The sequence below is a fragment of the Janthinobacterium sp. Mn2066 genome (assembly GCF_049319705.1).
Lineage (GTDB): Bacteria > Pseudomonadota > Gammaproteobacteria > Burkholderiales > Burkholderiaceae_D > Janthinobacterium.
Genome location: NZ_JBMOUF010000004.1, coordinates 257815 through 275272, shown reverse-complemented (window position 1 = coordinate 275272; position 17458 = coordinate 257815). Strand labels below are relative to the sequence as shown.

Annotated in this window: 19 protein-coding genes and 3 tRNA genes; 14 read left to right on the top strand and 8 right to left on the bottom strand. The window is 60.7% G+C overall.

Annotation, left to right across the window (positions count from 1 at the left end; genetic code table 11):
• Positions 1-24 precede the first annotated feature (24 nt).
• From ACL9RI_RS09795 to ACL9RI_RS09780, 4 genes are all read left to right on the top strand, one after another.
• Positions 25-1239: an aromatic amino acid transaminase gene (locus tag ACL9RI_RS09795; RefSeq protein ID WP_422726376.1), complete on the top strand. Its 1215-nt coding sequence runs from the start codon at positions 25-27 to the stop codon at positions 1237-1239.
• Between the two features lie 128 nt (positions 1240-1367).
• Positions 1368-1443: transfer RNA gene (locus ACL9RI_RS09790), tRNA-Asn, on the top strand.
• A gap of 149 nt (positions 1444-1592) precedes the next feature.
• Positions 1593-1922, top strand: a complete 330-nt coding sequence (locus ACL9RI_RS09785) for a Dabb family protein (RefSeq protein WP_422726375.1) — start codon at positions 1593-1595, stop codon at positions 1920-1922.
• Between the two features lie 91 nt (positions 1923-2013).
• A tRNA-Asn gene (locus ACL9RI_RS09780) sits at positions 2014-2089 on the top strand.
• Between the two features lie 80 nt (positions 2090-2169).
• Here ACL9RI_RS09780 and ACL9RI_RS09775 read toward each other — a convergent pair.
• Positions 2170-3156 carry an alpha/beta fold hydrolase gene (locus tag ACL9RI_RS09775; RefSeq protein WP_422726374.1) on the bottom strand — a complete coding sequence of 329 codons (987 nt, stop codon included), beginning with the start codon at positions 3154-3156 and terminating at the stop codon, positions 2170-2172.
• A gap of 296 nt (positions 3157-3452) precedes the next feature.
• On the opposite strand from ACL9RI_RS09775, the gene ACL9RI_RS09770 reads away from it, so the two are divergent.
• Both ACL9RI_RS09770 and ACL9RI_RS09765 read left to right on the top strand, forming a co-directional pair.
• A complete protein-coding gene (locus tag ACL9RI_RS09770) occupies positions 3453-3761 on the top strand; it encodes a hypothetical protein (RefSeq protein WP_422726373.1) in 309 nt (102 codons plus the stop codon).
• Between the two features lie 50 nt (positions 3762-3811).
• Positions 3812-4123: a hypothetical protein gene (locus ACL9RI_RS09765; protein ID WP_422726372.1), complete on the top strand. Its 312-nt coding sequence runs from the start codon at positions 3812-3814 to the stop codon at positions 4121-4123.
• A gap of 43 nt (positions 4124-4166) precedes the next feature.
• Here ACL9RI_RS09765 and ACL9RI_RS09760 read toward each other — a convergent pair whose 3' ends face one another.
• Entirely contained in the window at positions 4167-4784 is a 618-nt protein-coding gene (locus tag ACL9RI_RS09760) for a TetR/AcrR family transcriptional regulator (protein WP_422726371.1), read from the bottom strand.
• 80 nt (positions 4785-4864) lie between these two features.
• Here ACL9RI_RS09760 and ACL9RI_RS09755 point away from each other — a divergent pair, with 80 nt between their 5' ends.
• On the top strand, positions 4865-5692 hold the full coding sequence (locus tag ACL9RI_RS09755) for an inositol monophosphatase family protein (protein ID WP_422726370.1): 828 nt from the start codon (positions 4865-4867) through the stop codon (positions 5690-5692).
• A complete protein-coding gene (locus tag ACL9RI_RS09750; protein ID WP_422726369.1) occupies positions 5689-6393 on the top strand; it encodes an NAD(P)-binding oxidoreductase in 705 nt (234 codons plus the stop codon). Before ACL9RI_RS09755 ends, ACL9RI_RS09750 begins: the two co-directional genes overlap by 4 nt.
• 33 nt (positions 6394-6426) lie before the next feature.
• Here the strand turns inward: ACL9RI_RS09750 and ACL9RI_RS09745 are convergent, their stop codons facing one another.
• The 4 genes from ACL9RI_RS09745 to ACL9RI_RS09730 form a co-directional block, all read right to left on the bottom strand.
• On the bottom strand, positions 6427-8484 hold the full coding sequence (locus ACL9RI_RS09745; RefSeq protein ID WP_422726368.1) for a M13 family metallopeptidase: 2058 nt from the start codon (positions 8482-8484) through the stop codon (positions 6427-6429).
• Between the two features lie 87 nt (positions 8485-8571).
• A complete protein-coding gene (locus tag ACL9RI_RS09740) occupies positions 8572-9603 on the bottom strand; it encodes a hypothetical protein (RefSeq protein WP_422726367.1) in 1032 nt (343 codons plus the stop codon).
• Positions 9600-10340, bottom strand: coding sequence for an aspartyl/asparaginyl beta-hydroxylase domain-containing protein (locus ACL9RI_RS09735; protein WP_422726366.1), 741 nt, complete (start codon positions 10338-10340; stop codon positions 9600-9602). Before ACL9RI_RS09735 ends, ACL9RI_RS09740 begins: the two co-directional genes overlap by 4 nt.
• Complete coding sequence (locus tag ACL9RI_RS09730) at positions 10337-10855, bottom strand: GNAT family N-acetyltransferase (RefSeq protein WP_422726365.1); 519 nt, start codon at positions 10853-10855, stop codon at positions 10337-10339. Before ACL9RI_RS09730 ends, ACL9RI_RS09735 begins: the two co-directional genes overlap by 4 nt.
• A gap of 120 nt (positions 10856-10975) precedes the next feature.
• On the opposite strand from ACL9RI_RS09730, the gene ACL9RI_RS09725 reads away from it, so the two are divergent.
• Positions 10976-11299, top strand: a complete 324-nt coding sequence (locus ACL9RI_RS09725; RefSeq protein WP_422726364.1) for a DUF6916 family protein — start codon at positions 10976-10978, stop codon at positions 11297-11299.
• Between the two features lie 5 nt (positions 11300-11304).
• Positions 11305-12270 carry a hypothetical protein gene (locus ACL9RI_RS09720; protein WP_422726363.1) on the top strand — a complete coding sequence of 322 codons (966 nt, stop codon included), beginning with the start codon at positions 11305-11307 and terminating at the stop codon, positions 12268-12270.
• Between the two features lie 55 nt (positions 12271-12325).
• Here ACL9RI_RS09720 and ACL9RI_RS09715 read toward each other — a convergent pair whose 3' ends face one another.
• Positions 12326-13021 (bottom strand): phage tail protein, encoded by a 696-nt coding sequence (locus ACL9RI_RS09715; RefSeq protein WP_422726362.1) that lies wholly within the window; start codon positions 13019-13021, stop codon positions 12326-12328.
• 333 nt (positions 13022-13354) lie between these two features.
• Between ACL9RI_RS09715 and ACL9RI_RS09710 the strand changes: the two genes are divergently transcribed.
• Positions 13355-13753, top strand: a complete 399-nt coding sequence (locus ACL9RI_RS09710; RefSeq protein WP_422726361.1) for a GtrA family protein — start codon at positions 13355-13357, stop codon at positions 13751-13753.
• 32 nt (positions 13754-13785) lie between these two features.
• Positions 13786-15087 carry an NCS2 family permease gene (locus tag ACL9RI_RS09705; protein ID WP_422726360.1) on the top strand — a complete coding sequence of 434 codons (1302 nt, stop codon included), beginning with the start codon at positions 13786-13788 and terminating at the stop codon, positions 15085-15087.
• 30 nt (positions 15088-15117) lie between these two features.
• Here the strand turns inward: ACL9RI_RS09705 and ACL9RI_RS09700 are convergent, their stop codons facing one another.
• Positions 15118-16590 carry an FAD-dependent monooxygenase gene (locus ACL9RI_RS09700; RefSeq protein ID WP_422726359.1) on the bottom strand — a complete coding sequence of 491 codons (1473 nt, stop codon included), beginning with the start codon at positions 16588-16590 and terminating at the stop codon, positions 15118-15120.
• Between the two features lie 61 nt (positions 16591-16651).
• Here ACL9RI_RS09700 and ACL9RI_RS09695 point away from each other — a divergent pair, with 61 nt between their 5' ends.
• Positions 16652-17116 carry a MarR family winged helix-turn-helix transcriptional regulator gene (locus ACL9RI_RS09695; RefSeq protein ID WP_422726358.1) on the top strand — a complete coding sequence of 155 codons (465 nt, stop codon included), beginning with the start codon at positions 16652-16654 and terminating at the stop codon, positions 17114-17116.
• A 91-nt stretch (positions 17117-17207) separates the two neighbouring features.
• Positions 17208-17283 (top strand) — tRNA-Asn (locus tag ACL9RI_RS09690).
• Positions 17284-17458 lie beyond the last annotated feature (175 nt).

Here is a 17458-nt window from a genome sequence, read left to right as displayed (position 1 = left end):
CTTCCAATCGAATCCAATCTTATCATGACGAACCCAACTGTTTCTGCCAGTCTGTTTAGCGCCATCGAGATGGCCCCACGCGACCCGATCCTGGGCATCACCGAAGCATTTAACGCGGACCAGAATCCCGCCAAAATCAACCTGGGCGTCGGCGTTTATTATGACGACAACGGTAAAGTGCCTCTGTTAGCTTGCGTACGCAAGGCAGAAGCTATCCTGATCGAACAGGGCGCGCCACGCACCTATCTGCCGATCGAAGGCCTGGCTGCCTACGACAAGGCGGTGCAAGAACTGGTATTTGGGGCCGATAGCGCCGTGATTCAAGAGCGCCGCGCCATCACCGTGCAAGCCATCGGCGGTACGGGCGCGCTGAAAATCGGCGCCGACTTCCTGCAGCGCTTCGCGCCAGGCGCACAAGTCTATATCAGCGACCCAAGCTGGGAAAACCACCGCGCGCTGTTCGAAGGCGCCGGCTTTGTCGTCAATAACTACGCCTACTATGACGCGGTGACCCATGGCGTCAATTTCGACGGCATGCTGGCCGACCTGAATGCGATGCCATCGGGCTCCGTAGTCGTGCTGCACGCCTGCTGCCATAACCCGACCGGCGCCGACCTGAGCGTGGCCCAGTGGGATCAAATCATTTCCGTCGTCACCGCGCGCGGCCTGGTGCCGTTCCTGGACATGGCTTACCAGGGCTTCGCCAACGGCATCGCCGAAGATGGCGCCGTGGTGCGCCGTTTCGCGGCTGCCGGCGGCCCCCTGCTGGTGTCGAACTCGTTCTCGAAATCGTTCTCGCTGTACGGCGAGCGCGTGGGCGCCCTGAGCGTGGTCGCTGCCAGCGCCGAAGAAGCGGCCCGTCTGCTGTCGCAACTGAAGCGCGTGGTGCGCACCAACTACTCGAACCCGCCTACGCATGGCGGCAAGGTGGTCGCCACCGTGCTGGCCACGCCGGAACTGCGCCAGCTGTGGGAAGAGGAACTGGCCGGCATGCGCCTGCGTATCCGCGAGATGCGCAATGCGTTTGTTGCCAAGCTGAAAGATAAAGCACCTGGCCACGACTTCGGTTTCGTGCGCGAGCAAATCGGCATGTTCTCGTACTCGGGCTTGACCAAGGAGCAAGTGGCTGCCTTGCGCGAGCAATCGATCTACGCCGTCGACACGGGCCGTATCTGCGTGGCAGCCTTGAATTCGCGCAATATCGACATCGTTATTGACGCCATCGCCAAAGTCCTTTAAGATCTTGCTTCTTCGGCGCTGCTTGCAAGAGCGCGCCGATGGCAGTAAAAAGTCGTGATGTTTGTGCTAAACAAGATGTTAAATCAACTTGTAAATATAAAATAAACGACATATAATATTGCCTCTTTTCCCTGATAGCTCAGTCGGTAGAGCGACGGACTGTTAATCCGCAGGTCCCTGGTTCGAGTCCAGGTCGGGGAGCCAGAATTCAAAAAGCCACGTTGAAAAACGTGGCTTTTTTCGTTGTGCCTGCAGTTTCTGGTCCTTGCGGTTTTTGCCGTCCGGCGCGGCCTTCCTGTGATTTACGTAAATTTACGTTATCCTGCACAGACTATCTACAGGAGAGTTACGCCATGGCTTGTTCCACCGCCCCCTTGCGCCACATCGTGCTGTGCGAATTTATTGATGACATCACCGCCGCCAAGCATGCCGAACTCGTGCAAGAGTTTTCCCAACTGAAGGACCGCATCCCCGGCGTGCTGAAGTTTGAATGGGGGCAGAATGTCAGCGCGGAAGGGCTGGATGACGGCTACACCGATTGCTTTACGCTCACCTTCAGCGGCGCCGCCGCGCGCGACGCCTACCTGGTCCACCCCGAGCACCTGGTGTTCGTTGAGTTGCTCAAGCCCTGGATAGGGCGGGTGCTGGTGATTGACTATGTGGCGCAGGAAAGTTTCGCCTGAGTGCCTGGGCGCCAGGCTTGACGGAGCGATAAACATTTTCCTGGGGAAATCTGGACAGTTGAAAATTTGCCCTATATAATGCGGCCTCTTTTCCCTGATAGCTCAGTCGGTAGAGCGACGGACTGTTAATCCGCAGGTCCCTGGTTCGAGTCCAGGTCGGGGAGCCAGAACATCAGCAGCATCAAAAAGCCCAGCCTTACGGTTGGGCTTTTTGCATTCCAGGCGCGTTGATTTGCGCAGGGTGTCTTTACTTTCCAGCGTTCAGCGTATCGAGTGTTCCGATGATTGTATTTTGAAATTTTTCGGGTTCTTCCTGGTGGATTTGATGCCCGGAATTTTCAAAGACAAACAGCTCTTTTTTGGGTGCTTGCAATGCATTGAAATAGGCAGTGGTGATGCGTGCCGAGGTTTGAATATCGTTTTTACCAACGAAGAAATAAACCGGGCAGCCGGCTTTTTTCAGGGTGGCTGGCAAGTCTATATACATGACTTGCTTCCAGACGGGGGACCAGGTCTTCGACCATTGGAAAAACATATCCTTGAATTCATTGCTGGTTGCATAGGCCTTCCCTTCTTTCTGAAAAAGCCATTTCCTTAAATAAAACATGTCCTGGTCAGTCTTGATGGAGGAGTCCACGCTGGCCAATTCCTGGCTGGCGAGGGGATCTTCCTTGAAATATTTTTTCAAGACTTCAAGTAATTCCTTTTCGCTTTGCAGCTGATTGATGACTGGATTGACTGCAAAGTAAGCATGCAGTAATTCGGGGTAGTTTTTAACGATATGGAAACCTAATACGTTTCCAAAGGAACTACCCAATAAATATATTTTTTCCTGATGTAGCTCGTTTCTGATGAACTCGATGACTTCATGCGTATCATTTTGCATCTGCTCAACTGAGGGTTGAGTTGGCGAGGGATTGAGTTTTAATGTTTTTCCGGCATCCCTTTGGTCCCATTGAACAATCGTAAATCGGCTTTTTAAGATATTGGTGAAGGTATTTGCATTATTCACCATGGAACTTCCTGGGCCGCCGGACAAGAAGAGCAGAACGGGTTTGCTGAAGTCGTCGGTCTTGATTTCTATGAACTGCTTTATTCCGCCAATGTCTGGCGTCAGCGATTTGTTGATTTCAACAGGAATGTTCTCTGGTGTCGCTTGCTTGATGTTTTGCGCTGTGGATTCGTGCAGCGGAATCAGGGTTGCCAATAGCAGCGAAAATATTATTCTTTTCATATTTGTTTGTGCTTATTTTCAGGTTGGTTGCGTCGGCTTGCTGCGTGATACATGGCCTGGGGAGCCGTTTCGCCTGCGTTGGGCTGGCAAAGGATGGAATTGCTAGAATAGCATGCTGCATGCGGCAATATATGTAGATTGTCATCTTTCTTTGCGTAAACCTTGTTTCGCCAAATCGCCCTGGAGTGGGACGGTTGTGACATTTGACGTTAATTTGCCGAAAGGCATCTGTCATACTCCCTGAGCCTCAAAAAACCATTTTCGTCTTGATCCGGCGGAAAGATAAAACCCAGTCCATGAAAAATAGTTATGTGTTGATCGCCATGCTTGCGTTGGCCTCCGCGTCGCAGGCGTATGCCCAGAAGGGCCAACGGCTGTCCGATGCGCAGGTCAGGCAGCAGATCATCAGCGCATCGATTGCCTCCTACCCGGGGCGTTGCCCCTGTCCCTATCATTCCGCCAGGAATGGCAGTGCCTGCGGAGGACGCAGTGCATGGAGCCGCCCTGGCGGCTATGCTCCGATCTGTTACGAGCGCGAGATCACGGGCGAGATGGTGCGCCAGTGGCGGCAAGAGCATGGCGCCCAAGCTGTTGCGGCGCGCTGAGCAAGGCGTGTCATGCATCTTTTCTAATCTACAAGGCGATAAACACAAGCATGCATCGACTCATTATTTGTTCGAGTTTACTATTGGCGTGTACTTGCGCAAATGCAGAAGAAGATCCGGTGGCTTCCCTGACAAAAGGCCAGCCACCGGATGTTGTGGCTTTGGTCGAGCGCCTTATTGACTGCACGCATTTTGCTGGCGAAGAGCCTTACGATGCTGCACGGCGCCGTGAAATTGCCACGGCAATGAAGAAGTTGAAATGCAATCGTCTGGAGAAAGACGAATTGGTAATCGAGAGACGTTATTCCGCTAGGCCAGACATACTCAACGTGCTCAAGAAAGCAAAGGAATGGGATAGCTGAGCTATCTTCCGGTCCAGTCTTGGTCCCTGCCTCCTTTATTTCATCACGTTCCTATCGCCGCCAGATACCCCGACACCGCCGCCGTCACGCGCACCAGCAAGGCTTGCTCATCGCTTTCACCATGGCTGCCTGCGCTGTCGACCATGCCGCGCGTGATTGCCATCACGTCGCGTACGGCCGTACTGGCGATAGCCTCTTCCTGCAGCCCGATTTTTTCCAGGCATCCCCGCAGTACTGCTGCGGCACGCTCCCCGTTTTCTTGTAACCCTGCGCTGGCAGGCAGGCGCGCTTCTTCGGCGTCGAGGAAGCGCGCCAGCCGTGGCCGCCGCAGCTGGTGGTGGACAGCGATGGCCAGCAACTCTCGTATGCCTTGCTGGCCATCAGCGTGCACTTCCATGGCAAGAATGTCGCTCAGCAGCGCATCGGACTCCTGTTCGATCAGTGCGCGCGTGATGGCGTCCCGGTTGGGAAAGTATTGATACAGCGAACCGACGCTGACGCCGGCCCGTGCCGCCACGGCGTTGGTGGTGTAGCCATCGTAGCCCGTGGTTTCCAGAATGCGAGCGGCCGCCTCCAGAATGGCGGCTACGGTGACGGCGGAACGCCGCTGGCGCGGCTGTTTGCGGGGCGTCGTGGAGGGTATCGGTGGACGTGGGCTCATGGTGCCGTATGCGAGTATTAAATGCGAGTATACGCTCGTATTATGAACCTGTTTCCGGAACTTATCTCGAAGGAGTTTTCATGATGCATGCGAATGATTTAACGGCATTGTTGCCGGCAGTGATAGAGGCTGTTGGGGTGGCAGGCGATACCTTGCTGGCGCGCTTTTCTGGTCATGCCAGGCCCGATGGCCTGGCGGCGCTGCTGGCCGCCATCGAGGCAAATGATGATTCCGTCAGCGGCGCCTTGCGCGACAGCTTGCTGCGCATCCGGCCCGGCAGCGGCTGGGTGGACGATGAAGAGGGGGGCGGACCATTGCCGGACGGCGAATGGTGGATCGTCGATGCGGTCGAAGGCAATGTTAACCACATCCATGGCAGCACGGCCTGGGCCGTATCGGCAACCCTGGTGCGCGATGGCTTCGCTGTGTTGACGGTAGTCAAGCTGCCTGTCACGGACACCGTGTATGCGGCCGTGCGGGGGCAGGGCGCTACGGTCAACGGCCTGCCGCTGCAGGTCTCGAAAAAAACGCAGCTGCAGGCGGCGATTGTGGGCACCGGGCAAGCCCGGCCTGGCGAGGGGCGGGCCGTGCATGCCGCGATCGGGACTTCGGTCTTTGCCATGCTCGAATCTGCCTTGCTGGTACGCATGGCGGTACCGGCCACCCTGGAGCTGATCGAAGTGGCCAGCGGGCGCATGGATGGTTTTTGGCAATATAGCCAGGTGCGCTCCGGGCTTGCCGCGGGAACATTATTGGTCAGTGAAGCGGGCGGGGTGGTGACGGACACGCATGGCCAGCCCTGGAGCTTTGCCAGCCCGGATATGCTGGCGACCGCGCCCGGCATCCATGCCGATGCCCTTGCCTGCCTGGACACGGCAGTAAATCCCACTGACGCGGGGCAAGCATGAAACGCTATGCCGTGATCGGCGCCAGCAGTGGCACGGGGCGTGAGATTGTCGCTGCGCTGGCGGCACGCAACGATGCCGTGCGGGCGATTTCCCGCCACCCTCTGGCGGGCAGCGCCATGGTGGAGCCGTATGCTGCCGACGTGCGGGATGCCGCAGCGATGAAGGAGGCGCTGGCCGGCGGCTTTGATTGCGTGTTTTATACCGTCGATATCCATGGCAAGAAGCTGACGCGCGCGCAAATCCGGGCGGTCATGCATGAGGGCTGCGTCAATGCCATGACGGCCGCAGCAGCCGGCGGGGCAAAACGGTTTGTGCTGCTGTCGGTAATGGGCCCGCAGCGTGCTTCCTGGGTGTGGTGGGTATTGAACGCCATGAAGCCTGGCATGCGCGACAACATCATTGCACGCGAGCAAGCCTTGATCGGCAGTGGTTTGTCATATGTGATCTGTCGCGCGCCCCGTTTGCAGGACGGCGTCGATACGGTCGCCACCGCAGCGGCGTTGGCGGGGCCGGAATCGGGTTTGCGGCTCGATATGCGACGTTCTATCAAGCGCGGCAGGCTGGCGCGGGCGCTGATCGATGCCGCCGATCATGCTCCGTCTGACAGCATATGGGATGTTTTTGCGGACAAGGCCGGGCCGGTTGCTGACTGGCTAGGTGGCTGGGGGGGTATTCGGTCAGACAGGCGCTTCCCTGATTGAGCGGAAGCGCCGTGCCGGACTATTCCTGGCGGCTTACCACATGATCACGCGCTGCTCAGGCGGCAGATACATGGCGTCGCCTGGCTTGATGTCGAACGCCTTGTAGAAACCAGGCTGGTTCATCACGGTGCCCTTGGCGCGGAATTCGCCAGGCGAATGCGGATCGCTCTTGATCTGGGCGATGGCCGCTTCAGGGCGCAGTTTGGCGCGCCATTTCATGGCGAAACCGATATACAGGCGCTGTTCGCCGGTCAGGCCGTCGATCACGGGCGATGGCTTGCCGCCCAGCGAACGCTCGTAGGCGTTGTAGGTCACGGACAGGCCCGAGTTGTCGCCGATGTTTTCGCCGAGGGTCAGCTCGCCATTGATGAAGTAGCCAGGCACGGGGCTGTAGGCGCCGTATTGCTTGACCAGTCCGGCGGCGCGCGCCTTGAAGGCCGTGCGGTCTTCTGCCGTCCACCAGTTGCGCAGGCGGCCATGGGCATCGTACTGGCTGCCGGAATCATCAAAAGCGTGGCTGATCTCATGGCCAAAGGTGATGCCGAGCAAGCCGTAGTTGACCGCATCTTCTGCTTTCACATTGAAGAAGGGCGGCTGCAGGATGGCGGCGGGAATCGTGATCGCGTTGAGCAGCGGGTTGTAGCTGGCGTTGACGGTTTGCGGCGTCATCGACCATTCATCGCGGTCCACCGGCTTGCCCAGCTTGGCCAGGTTTTGCTGGCGGCTCCACACGCGCGAGGCGCGCACGTTGGCGATCAGGTCGTGCGGCTGGGTTTTCAGGGCGCTGTAGTCGCGCCATTTTTCCGGATAGGCGATGTTCGGCTTCAAGGCGGCCAGCTTGGCTTGCGCTTCTTTCTTGGTTTCCGCGCCCATCCAGTCGAGCTTCTCGATGCCATCCTTGAACGAGGCCACGAAGTTGTTGAACATGGCCATCACGCGCGGCTTGGTCTCGGGCGGCAGGTACATCTCGACATAGCGCTTGCCGACGGCGTCGCTGACGGCGCCATCGGTAAAGCGCAGCGCCAGTTGCCACAGCGGTTCGCTTTGCGGGGTGCCGCGCAGCGTGGTGCCTTCGAAGGCAAAGCGTTCCTTGACGGTGGCGCTGTCCATGTACGGGGCGTAGCTTTCGATCACGCGCCAGTTGAAATAGCGCTTCCAGGCGTCCAGCGGCACGGCGGCGATGACGTCAGACAAGCCACCCAGGTAGCTCGGCTGGCGCACCACGGCCGACGAAGCTTTGGGCGCCAGGCCGGCAGCCTTGAAGTAGGCGTTCCAGTCAAACGCGGGCGCCAGTTCGGCAAACTTGTTGAAGTCGACGCGGTTATACGATTTGACGGGATCGCGCATCTGCACGCGGGTCCATTGGGCGGCGGCCAGGCGGGTCTCGATGTCGAGGATCTGGGCAGCGTGCGCGGCAGCGTTCTTGTCGCCGCTCATGGTCAGCATGGTTTCGATATGCTGCTGGTATTTGGTGCGCGCAGCCTTGAGCTTGGCGTCGTCGTCTTTCAGGTAGTAGTCGCGGTCAGGCAAGCCCAGGCCGGACTGGCTGACGTTGAGCGTGTACTGCTCAGGATTTTGCGCATCGGGCGAGACACCGGCCGAAAACGGCGTCTGGATGCCATAGTTTTGCAGGTACGCAAACAGCGCCGGCAAATCCTTCTTGTCCTTCACGGTGGCCACGCGGGCCAGGTCGGCTTTCAAGGGCTTGAAGCCGGCGGCGTCGCGCGCCTTTTCATCCATGAAGCTGGTGTACAGGTCTGCGATCTTGTGCGTATCGCTACCGGCCTTGCCGGGGTTCTTCAGGGTGGCGTCGATCAGCGCCTTCAACTGGCCTTGCGCCGTTTCGCGCAATTCGATATAGGTGCCCCAGGTCGATTTGTCGGCCGGGATTTCGGTGTTGCGGGTCCAGACGCCGTTGACGTAGCCATAGAAATCATCCTGCGGACGAATCGCCGGGTCCAGTGATTTCAGGTCGATGCCCGATACGGGCGCGGCGGCACTGGCAGTATTGGCGCCTTGCTGGGCGTGCAGTGCCGGGGTGGAAAAAGCGAACAAGGCGCAGCAGGCGGCGCTGATAAGCGTACGATTCACGAAGACTCCTTAATTTTTTAGTTAGACGTCATGTCGGGATGGCCGGACATGCGACGCAAGATTATAGTCGTCATTACTTGGATGCAATTAAAGATCTTGCAGGGGCTGCTGTTGCGTATGGCGTATGCGCAACGCTTCCAGTGCCGCGTAGCCCGGCTGCAGCAAGGCGGCAATTTGCTGCAGCCGGCCTGCAGCTGGCCCGTGCTGGTCGCCCTGAAAGGCCGTGCCATATTTTGCGTGCAGGCCGCTGCGCGCCCGCATCGTTTGCAATTGTCCGGCCGTTGGCTGGATGCCCAGGCGTTCCAGCAAGTCGCTGAAAACGATATCCGGTAACTGGCGGTAGTTTATTAATTGCAGATTTTTGGTTGCCGCATGCCGGTGGGCGGCGTCGTACAGGCTGGCCAGCACCAGGCCGGCGTAGCCGTCCAGGTCGCCGGGGGCGAGTGCATGGCCGGGCAGCGGCAGCAAGGCCGGATGCAGCATGCCGGGCACCATTTGCGGGCCGCGCTGGCGCTGGTGGGACGCCAGCACGGCTTGCGGCTCGCGGTACAGGAACAGGCAGGGCGTGCCGGGAAACGCTTGCCGGATCAGGTCCAGGCTGTGGATGTGCCAGCAATCGAACTTGATCACATAATGGCGTTCGTCGCCGAAGCGGCGCTGGCCCAGCGCCAGGATGGCCGAGCGCAGCAGGGCGATGCCGTCTTGCGTGCCCGCGCTGTCGTGGTGCAGGCGCAGCAGCGCATCGATGATGGGCGGCTCGGACATCACCACGCAATGTGGCAAGGTTGCCAGCATTTGCGTCAGCAGGGTCGAACCGCAGCGCGAGACGTGGAAAATGAAAGCGTCGGGGGCCAGTCCAGCGTCCAGCCGGGCCAGGGCCGCCAGTGGCGTGCGGCAGGCGCGGCGTTCTTCACGCGGCTGGCGGGCCAGGGTGTTTTCAAAAAAGGAGTCGCTGAAGCGCGTCTGCCCCAGGTCGCGCCAATCGACGTGGATAGCCTCTGCATCGTGCTCCACGCTCACCGGATACCAGCCCGACAGATCCATGCCAGGCTGCCAGGCGACCGGTGCGCCCCTGGCCATCAGGCGTTCTTGCAGGGCAAAACCATGCTGGGGCCTCATGTGCGCGCTACTGCTGGTGCCAGCGCGGCCAGGCGTTCCGCCATGGCTTGCGTGGCCGGCGTGGCGCAGGCGCGCAATTGCGCGATGACGGCGTGCACGTTGCCGTCGTTGATGCTGGGGTCGCCGTATCTGGCGGGCGCTTTCGGCACGAAGCCGGCGCGCGCGAACAGGGTTTCCAGCCAGGCGTTGGTGCGGCAATCGATGACCAGGTGGATGCGTGGCGTGCCGCCCCGGTTTTCCACCGCGTGCAGGCAGCTGGCGTCCATATACCAGGCGTGGCCGGCCGTGAAGTGGACGCTTTCGCCATCGATGCAAAACAGCACTTGCGGCGAGGTCTGGATGGGAATATGGATCCGCGTCAAGCCATCCGCCAACGCCGTGCCGGCATCGCGGTGCGCGTGGATCACGGCGCCCGGCGCCAGCGCCATCAGCCGCACGGCGCTGGTGTCGCATTGAAAGCTGGCAATGACCTCGCGCAAATACGGGCAGCGCGCCAGGTGCGGCGTGTCGCTGTAGCGCGCGCCATCGAAGGGGATGATGTGGCCCGCCTCGCCGCCGGCCGAGTGCAGCGGCACGCAGCTCCAGCCCTGTTCGTAGGCGCGCGCATTGAAGTGCTCGATCCAGTCGCTGGCAGCGAATTGTGCGCTTTCGTGCTGCATGCGGAGCACGTCGAAGCTCAACGGCAATTGCAGCCAGCTGCTGGGCGCGGCGGCTGGTGTGCCCATCAGTGCGCTCATGCTGCACTCCAGGCCAGCTGCTGTTGCAGCGCATCTTCACCGTGCAGGCCAAACCCCAGCCGCTGGTACAGGTTGCGCGCCGCCAGGTTGTCCTTGCCGACCGCCAGTTCGATGCGCAGCTGGTCGTGCGCCGCCAGCGCTTGCAGGAACGTGAGTGCAGCAAGCGCCGCACCCTGGCGCCGTGCTTCTGGCAGGATGGCGATATCGACCAGGCGCAGCACCGCGCCTTCGCGGTGGATCACCAGCCTGCCGATGGGGCGATCCGCCGATTGCAGCACCAGGTAGGACGCTTGCGGATAGGCCTGGCGATAGCCGAGCATTTGCGCGCGCTGCTGCATGCTGATCAGTTGTTCGACGAAGGCGGGGTCGCCGGGCATCTGGCGCAGGTCGTCGCGCGTGGCGCGGTAGAGATCAGCGGCGAAGGCGTCATCGTCGCCCGTGCATTGATCGCGCAGCTGGTAGGGTGCGGGCAGCGCGGCCACGGCTGCTGCTGGAAAAGAGAGTGAAATACCCATCTATGCTCCGATACGATTGGGAGAGTATCGAGAGTGCTTAACGGCGCTCCCGGTATTTGCTATGCTGCCAATATTGACACGTACTTGCTCTTTTTTGCAATCATTTCACAGGATGCCTTCATGAATGCCAGTGTTGCCATCACGCTAGCCGAACTACTCCCTTGCCTGCATAGCGAATTTGTTGCCCATACTTCGGGCGGGACCTTTCCCTTGACCCTGGACGAAGCGCAGGAATTGCCGCGCCGCGGTTTGCCCGAGCAGTTCCGTACGCCCTTGTCGCTGATTTTCAGCGGCCCCGAACCCGTGCTGCTGGAAGCGGGGATGTACCGGCTGGAGCATCCGCAACTGGGGCACGTGGAATGGTATCTGTGGCCGATTGCGCCAGCATTTCCGGCCAGGGATGAGGATGCCGGCCGGCAGCGCTATCAGGTCAGTTTTTCGTGAGCGCCATGCGGGATGAACTCGCCGAACTGAGCGAACTGGCGCGCGCGATCGCCGATGCGCAGCGCACGCCCGCCATGCTGACCGGCCAGGCGCAGCAGCTGCGGCGCCTGGTCGAGCGCCATTCCAGCCTGGCGATCGACGCCACGCAGCACATGACGGAGGGCGAGAGCATCTTGCCCAGCGGCTCGGCCATTTCGCCGGTGCAAGCAGCCTTGTGCGCGCGCGAACCCTTGCGCAGCGCCGCCTTCATCCAGGGACTGGCGCAGGCCGTGACGCAGCGCTTGCGCGACGACCGGCCCGTGCGCGTGCTGTACGCCGGTTGTGGTCCCTATGCCTTGCTGGCCTTGCCGCTGATGGCCCTGTTCAGCCCGCGCCAATTGCAGTTTTCCATCATCGAGATACACCAGGAGGCGCTGGTCGCTGCACGGGCGCTGATCGCAACATTGGGTTTTACGGGCCATGTCAGCGATTTTATATGCGCCGATGCGGCCGCTTACCGGATTCCCGCAGGCGCTGCGCCGGACGTGATCGTCAGTGAAACCATGAATACGGCGCTGGGCAAGGAGCCGCAGGTGGCCATCATGCGCACGCTGGCCGTGCAGGCGCCGGGCGCGGCGCTGGTGCCGGCCGCCGTGACGGTGCACCTGGGCCAGGCGCGGCGCAGTCCGGCGGAGCCATGCAGCGACTGGGGGCCTGTCTTTACGCTGGATGCGGCGTCTATCCGGGATTGGGAACAGGAAAAGGGCAGCAGCTTGCCGGGCGCCAGTATCCGCCTGCCGGAGGTGCTGGACCAGCCGCCGCGCTTGCTGACGCGTATCCGCGTGCATGGCGATATCGTGCTCGGCGATTACGATTGCAGCCTGAATCTGCCGCTGGCCCTGCCGGGCAAGCCCAGCCTGGAGCCGGGCAGTGTACTGCATTTTTATTATCGGCTGGGCAGCGAGCCGGGACTGGCTTTTCAGTTGCAGTGACAAGTGCCCCGCCGGGCTGGCGGGGACATTTGCCGGCTGTGCCGCTCAGGATAAATTAATTCCGGCTCGGGAACAGACCTTCGACGCAGATGATATACAGCACGCCTTGATACGGCGTGACGGTCGGTATGTTCAGGGGGGTCGTCACGGTGACAGGTATGGTCAGCGCGGCGCCGGCGCCGGTATTGCCGACCGCTACCGTGCCGCCCGATCCGCCGCCGCTGATCGTGGCCATGTCCGTAGCCAGGGTCGCGCTGCCGGTGCCGATATCTGCACGGTAGAGCTGGGGTGCTGCCGGACCGGTTGATTTGCCGGTGGCAAGGTAGCCGCCGGCGATTGCGCTCGACGAGGTGGCAGCGTCGGTGCTGACTTTGACGCTGACGGTCGAAGCGCTGCCGCCAGACGGGGTGAAGGTCGCGCTGTGGGTATGGGATGGCAGGTTGGCGGCGGTCAGGCTGGTGGTGATCGTGCCTGTGCCGGTTGGCGAACCGGTGTAGGCTACGGTGCCGCCGACGGTGCCGTTGGTGACGGCGATACGGCCAGCCAGCCCTTGGCTGTTACCCAGCGGAAGCCGCCCGCGCAAATCAGGCAAGCCGAAGGTGTTGACGCCATCGCCGCCGTATTGCGTGCCCAGCAGGGCGAACAGGGCGGCATTCTGATTGACTGATATCAACTGGCCATTACAGGCCATCCAGCCACGTGGGGGGAAGCTGAAGCCTACGGCAATGATTGAACCTAAAAACATATCCATGATGAACGCCTTTCAAGTTTGGTGTCTGTCGCGATGTTGTCAGCGCCAGTTTGTCTGGATGCTGACACGATTTTTTTCTTTTGATGTAGCGCATTTATAGTAAGTTAATTTTATAAAAACTTCATCCTGTAATCAGGGAGTTTTTGTAATTGCGTTCAATGCGCAACGATTCATGCCAGGCCCGGCTGGAGTGGCGGGTGCCGCGCGGTGATTCGGCCCCAACGGACGCGTTCGGCGCAACTTGCAGTAAAATGCAGGCTGAAAAATGGTTACGAGCAATCGTAGCCATTTTTCATTCACACTGGAATCTTGTCCCTGTCATATAAAGAGTTTATGTCTCATTCCCTGCATCACCAATTCTTGCGTTTTGCCGCCGTCGGCGCGTCCGGTACCGCCGTCCAGTATGCCGTGCTGGGGGGGGGGGTCGAGTGGCTGGCCATCAGCGCCGCGCTCGCTTCCGGCCTTGGATATATCCTGGGCTCGCTGGTGAACTATGTGCTCAATTACTTTTTCACCTTCAAGAGCGACAAGGGCCACGGCGAGGCTGCCACGAAATATTTCAGCTTGCTGGGCATAGGCTGGTGCATCAATACGGGCTTGATGTGGTTGCTGGTGCACCAGGCTGGCTGGTATTACTGGCTGGCGCAGGTGCTGGCCACCGGCATTGGCCTGGTCTGGAATTTTGCCGGTAGCCGCTGGTGGGCCTTCAAGCCTGCCCGCGTGCCGAAGTAAGCTCAATCGTATCAACCAACAAGGGCGACATCATGCAGTTCCTGGAACGCTATTTCAAACTGAAGGACAACGGCACCAGCGTGCGCACCGAGCTGCTGGCCGGCCTGACCACCTTCCTGACGATGGCTTACATCATCTTCGTCAATCCGAGCATCCTTGGCGACGCCGGCATGCCCAAGGATGCCGTGTTCGTCGCCACCTGCGTGGCCGCCGCCATCGGCACCCTGATCATGGGCCTGTACGCCAACTATCCGATCGCGCTGGCGCCGGGCATGGGCTTGAACGCCTATTTTTCGTACACGGTCGTCAAAGGCATGGGCATGAGCTGGGAAGTGGCGCTGGGCGCCGTCTTCATTTCCGGCTGCCTGTTCATCCTGGTCAGCCTGTTCAAGATACGCGAGATGATCATCAACAGCATCCCGCCCGCCTTGCGCACGGCCATCACGGTGGGGATCGGGCTGTTCCTGGCGATCATTTCCCTGAAAAGCGCGGGCGTGGTGGTGTCCAATCCGGCTACCATCATCGCCCTGGGCGATTTGCACCAGCCAGCGCCCCTGCTGGCCATCATCGGCTTTTTCATGATCGTCGCGCTGGACCGCCTGAAAGTGCCGGGCGCCATCCTGATCGGCATCCTGACCATTACCGTGGCCAGCTTTTTCTTTGGCGGCAATCATTTTATTGGCGTTGTCTCGGCGCCACCGGCCATCGCGCCGACCCTGTTCAAGCTCGACATCATGGGCGCCTTGTCGTTCGGCATCGTCAACGTGGTGCTGGTGTTTTTCCTGGTTGAATTGTTCGATGCGACAGGCACCCTGATGGGCGTGGCCAACCGGGCCGGCTTGCTGAAAGACGGCAAGATGGAACGCCTGAACAAGGCCTTGCTGGCCGACAGCACGGCGATTGCCGCCGGCGCCTGCCTGGGCACGTCCAGCACCACTGCCTTCGTCGAGAGCGCGGCGGGCGTGCAAGCGGGCGGCCGCACGGGCTTGACTGCCGTCGCGGTCGCCATCCTGTTCCTGGGCAGCCTGTTCTTCGCGCCGCTGGCGCACACCGTGCCGCCGTACGCGACGGCGCCTGCGCTGCTGTACGTGGCTTGCCTGATGCTGCGCGAACTGACTTTCATCGACTGGGACGACAGCACGGAAAGCATTCCAGCCGCCATCACGGCGCTGATGATGCCATTCACCTATTCGGTGGCCAGCGGCGTGGCCTTCGGTTTCATCACCTACGCCGTGCTCAAGCTGCTGACGGGCAAGGGCAAGCAAGTCTCCGCCGTGGCCTACATCATTGCCGCCATTTTCCTGTTCAAGTTCATTTATCTGGGCGAAGGCTGAACACGTAGTCGCGGCAGGGGCGGTTCAGTGTCAATTACCGAGGATGCGCCCCAGTTTCATCGCCAGGCCCATGTCGCCCTTGCTTGTCATCTTGCCGCTCATAAAGGCCTGCCGTGCACTCAACTGGCCATCGAGCATGGCCAGGAAGTCGCCGGCTTGCATGCCAATCGTGCACTGCGCCGCTTCAGCGGCCTGGCGCACGCCGGCCGTGGCCCTCCTGAAATCGGCCATCCAGCTGCCACCGTCGTCCCCGGACAGGTCGAAGCGGTACAGCGCATTGAGCTGCGCCTGCAGCGCCGCATTGCGCGTTGCTGCGCCCAGGCGCTCTTCAATCAATTGCCCCAGGGTCGCGCTTGCGCCCGCCTTGTGCGTGCCGGCCTGGACTTGCACTTCGCGCATATGCCGGGCGACATGCCCGGCATCGTCTTGCGCGACGGCGCCCTGCAAGCCTTGCCCGGCGCCGAAAGCCGCCTCTTCGGCCCGCGGGAACATCATGGTTTCATAGGCGGCGACAGCCTCGCGCCAGTCGCCGCCGCGCGCCAGCAGCAGCGCCAGGTCGGCTGCATCCGCCATGGCGCCATTCGCGCCTTCACCGCTGAACGGCGACATCAGGTGCGCCGCATCGCCGATCAGGGTCAGGCCGGGCCGGTTAGGCCAGCGGTGCCCGACCGGCAGCGCCAGCATGGGCCGCACGGCCAGCAAGGTCGCCACTTCGATCAGTTCGCGAAAGGGGGCGGCATAGCCGGCAAAGATGTTGGCCAGCCACGGCTTGCTGTCTGGCGAGGTGCTGAAGTCAGAGCGCACGGCGTCCAGCGGCATGCGGACGGCGGCATACAGGCGCACATGCGCGTTGCTGTTGCGCTGGGCCGCCAGCAAGGTGTTGTTTCCTTTTACAAACATCTTGCCATGGCCGCTGAGGGCCGCCAGCGCCGGATAGCGCTGGTCGATATCGTCGATGCCCAATTCAAAAATGGTCACGCCTTCATAGGCCGGCCGGGCGCTGGAGAGCAGGGGGCGCACGATGGACGATGCGCCGTCGGCGCCCACCACCAGGTCGAACGCCTCGCCCTCGACGCCTGCGCCGGACAGTACATGGCGGCCATCGGACAGGGCATGCAATGCTTGCACCTTTTGGTTCCAGCGCACGCAATCGCGCGGCAGCGCGTTGAGCAGGATCTGGCGCAGCTGGCTGCGGTCGATCTCCGGCTTGTCGCCGTCAGGATTGGCATCGTCGAACAGCAAGGTGCCGTCGGGCGCATAGGCCCGGTTGCCCTGGTCGCCATAGCGCGCCAGTGCCTGAAAGGCGTCTTGCAAGCCGGCCAGTTGCAGGGCCCGCTGTCCCGTCTTGGGATGCATGTCCAGCGAGCCGCCTTGCGGGCGGGCCAGCGCGTGGGCGTCCCGTTCAAAGACCGTCGCCTTGATGCCGTGCAAGTGCAAGATACGGGCCAACGTCAGGCCGCCAGGGCCGCCGCCGAGGATGGCAATGGAGAGAGCGTTTTGCATGATGTGCAGTCCTATGGGTTAATATATAGGATATTATGCATATACATAGGTGCCAATGCAAATGAAAAATTCACCGATACAACTCGCCTCGTGGGAAACCGAAGTCGTGGCGTCGAAGCTGATTTCCCAGGCGGCCAGGGCGCTGGCGCGGCTATCCGATGCGCGCCTGAAGGACCTGGGACTGGCGATCGGCCAGTTGCCGGTCTTCGTGGCCTTGAAGGATGGCGCGCAGCTGTCGCAAAAGGAACTGGCGCGCATCGCCGGCGTGGAGCAGCCATCGATGGCGCAATTGCTCGCCCGCATGGAGCGCGACGGCTTGATCCACCGCGAACCGGACCCGGCCGATGGCAGGAGCAGCCTGATTTCGCTGTCAGACTCCGCCACCGCCTTGCAAGCCCCGGCGCGCGAGATCCTGTTCCAGGGCAATCGCGAAGCATTGGCAGGATTCGAGCAAGCCGAAATCGACCAGCTGGTCAGCCTGCTGGGGCGGGTGATTGCGAACGTGGCCAGTAGCGAGGCGGGCTAAGTTCCTGTCAGCATTATCAAGCCCGTTTTTGAGCGCAATGTAGATTGCTTCTGGACAGCTTAATTATGGGCGTATATAATTCGGCCTCACTTCCCTGATAGCTCAGTCGGTAGAGCGACGGACTGTTAATCCGCAGGTCCCTGGTTCGAGTCCAGGTCGGGGAGCCAGAACATGTAGCAAGCAGCAAAAACAGCAAGGGCCGCGTGGCAACACGTGGCCCTTTTGTTTTCGGCGCACGGTTTTTTGGGTGCGCACTGTCTGCCATTTTCCTCGATACCCATACGGCGGATGCTTCAGACCGGGCAGCCTTTCTCAGGCATGCTGCCTTTGACTGCTATGCCG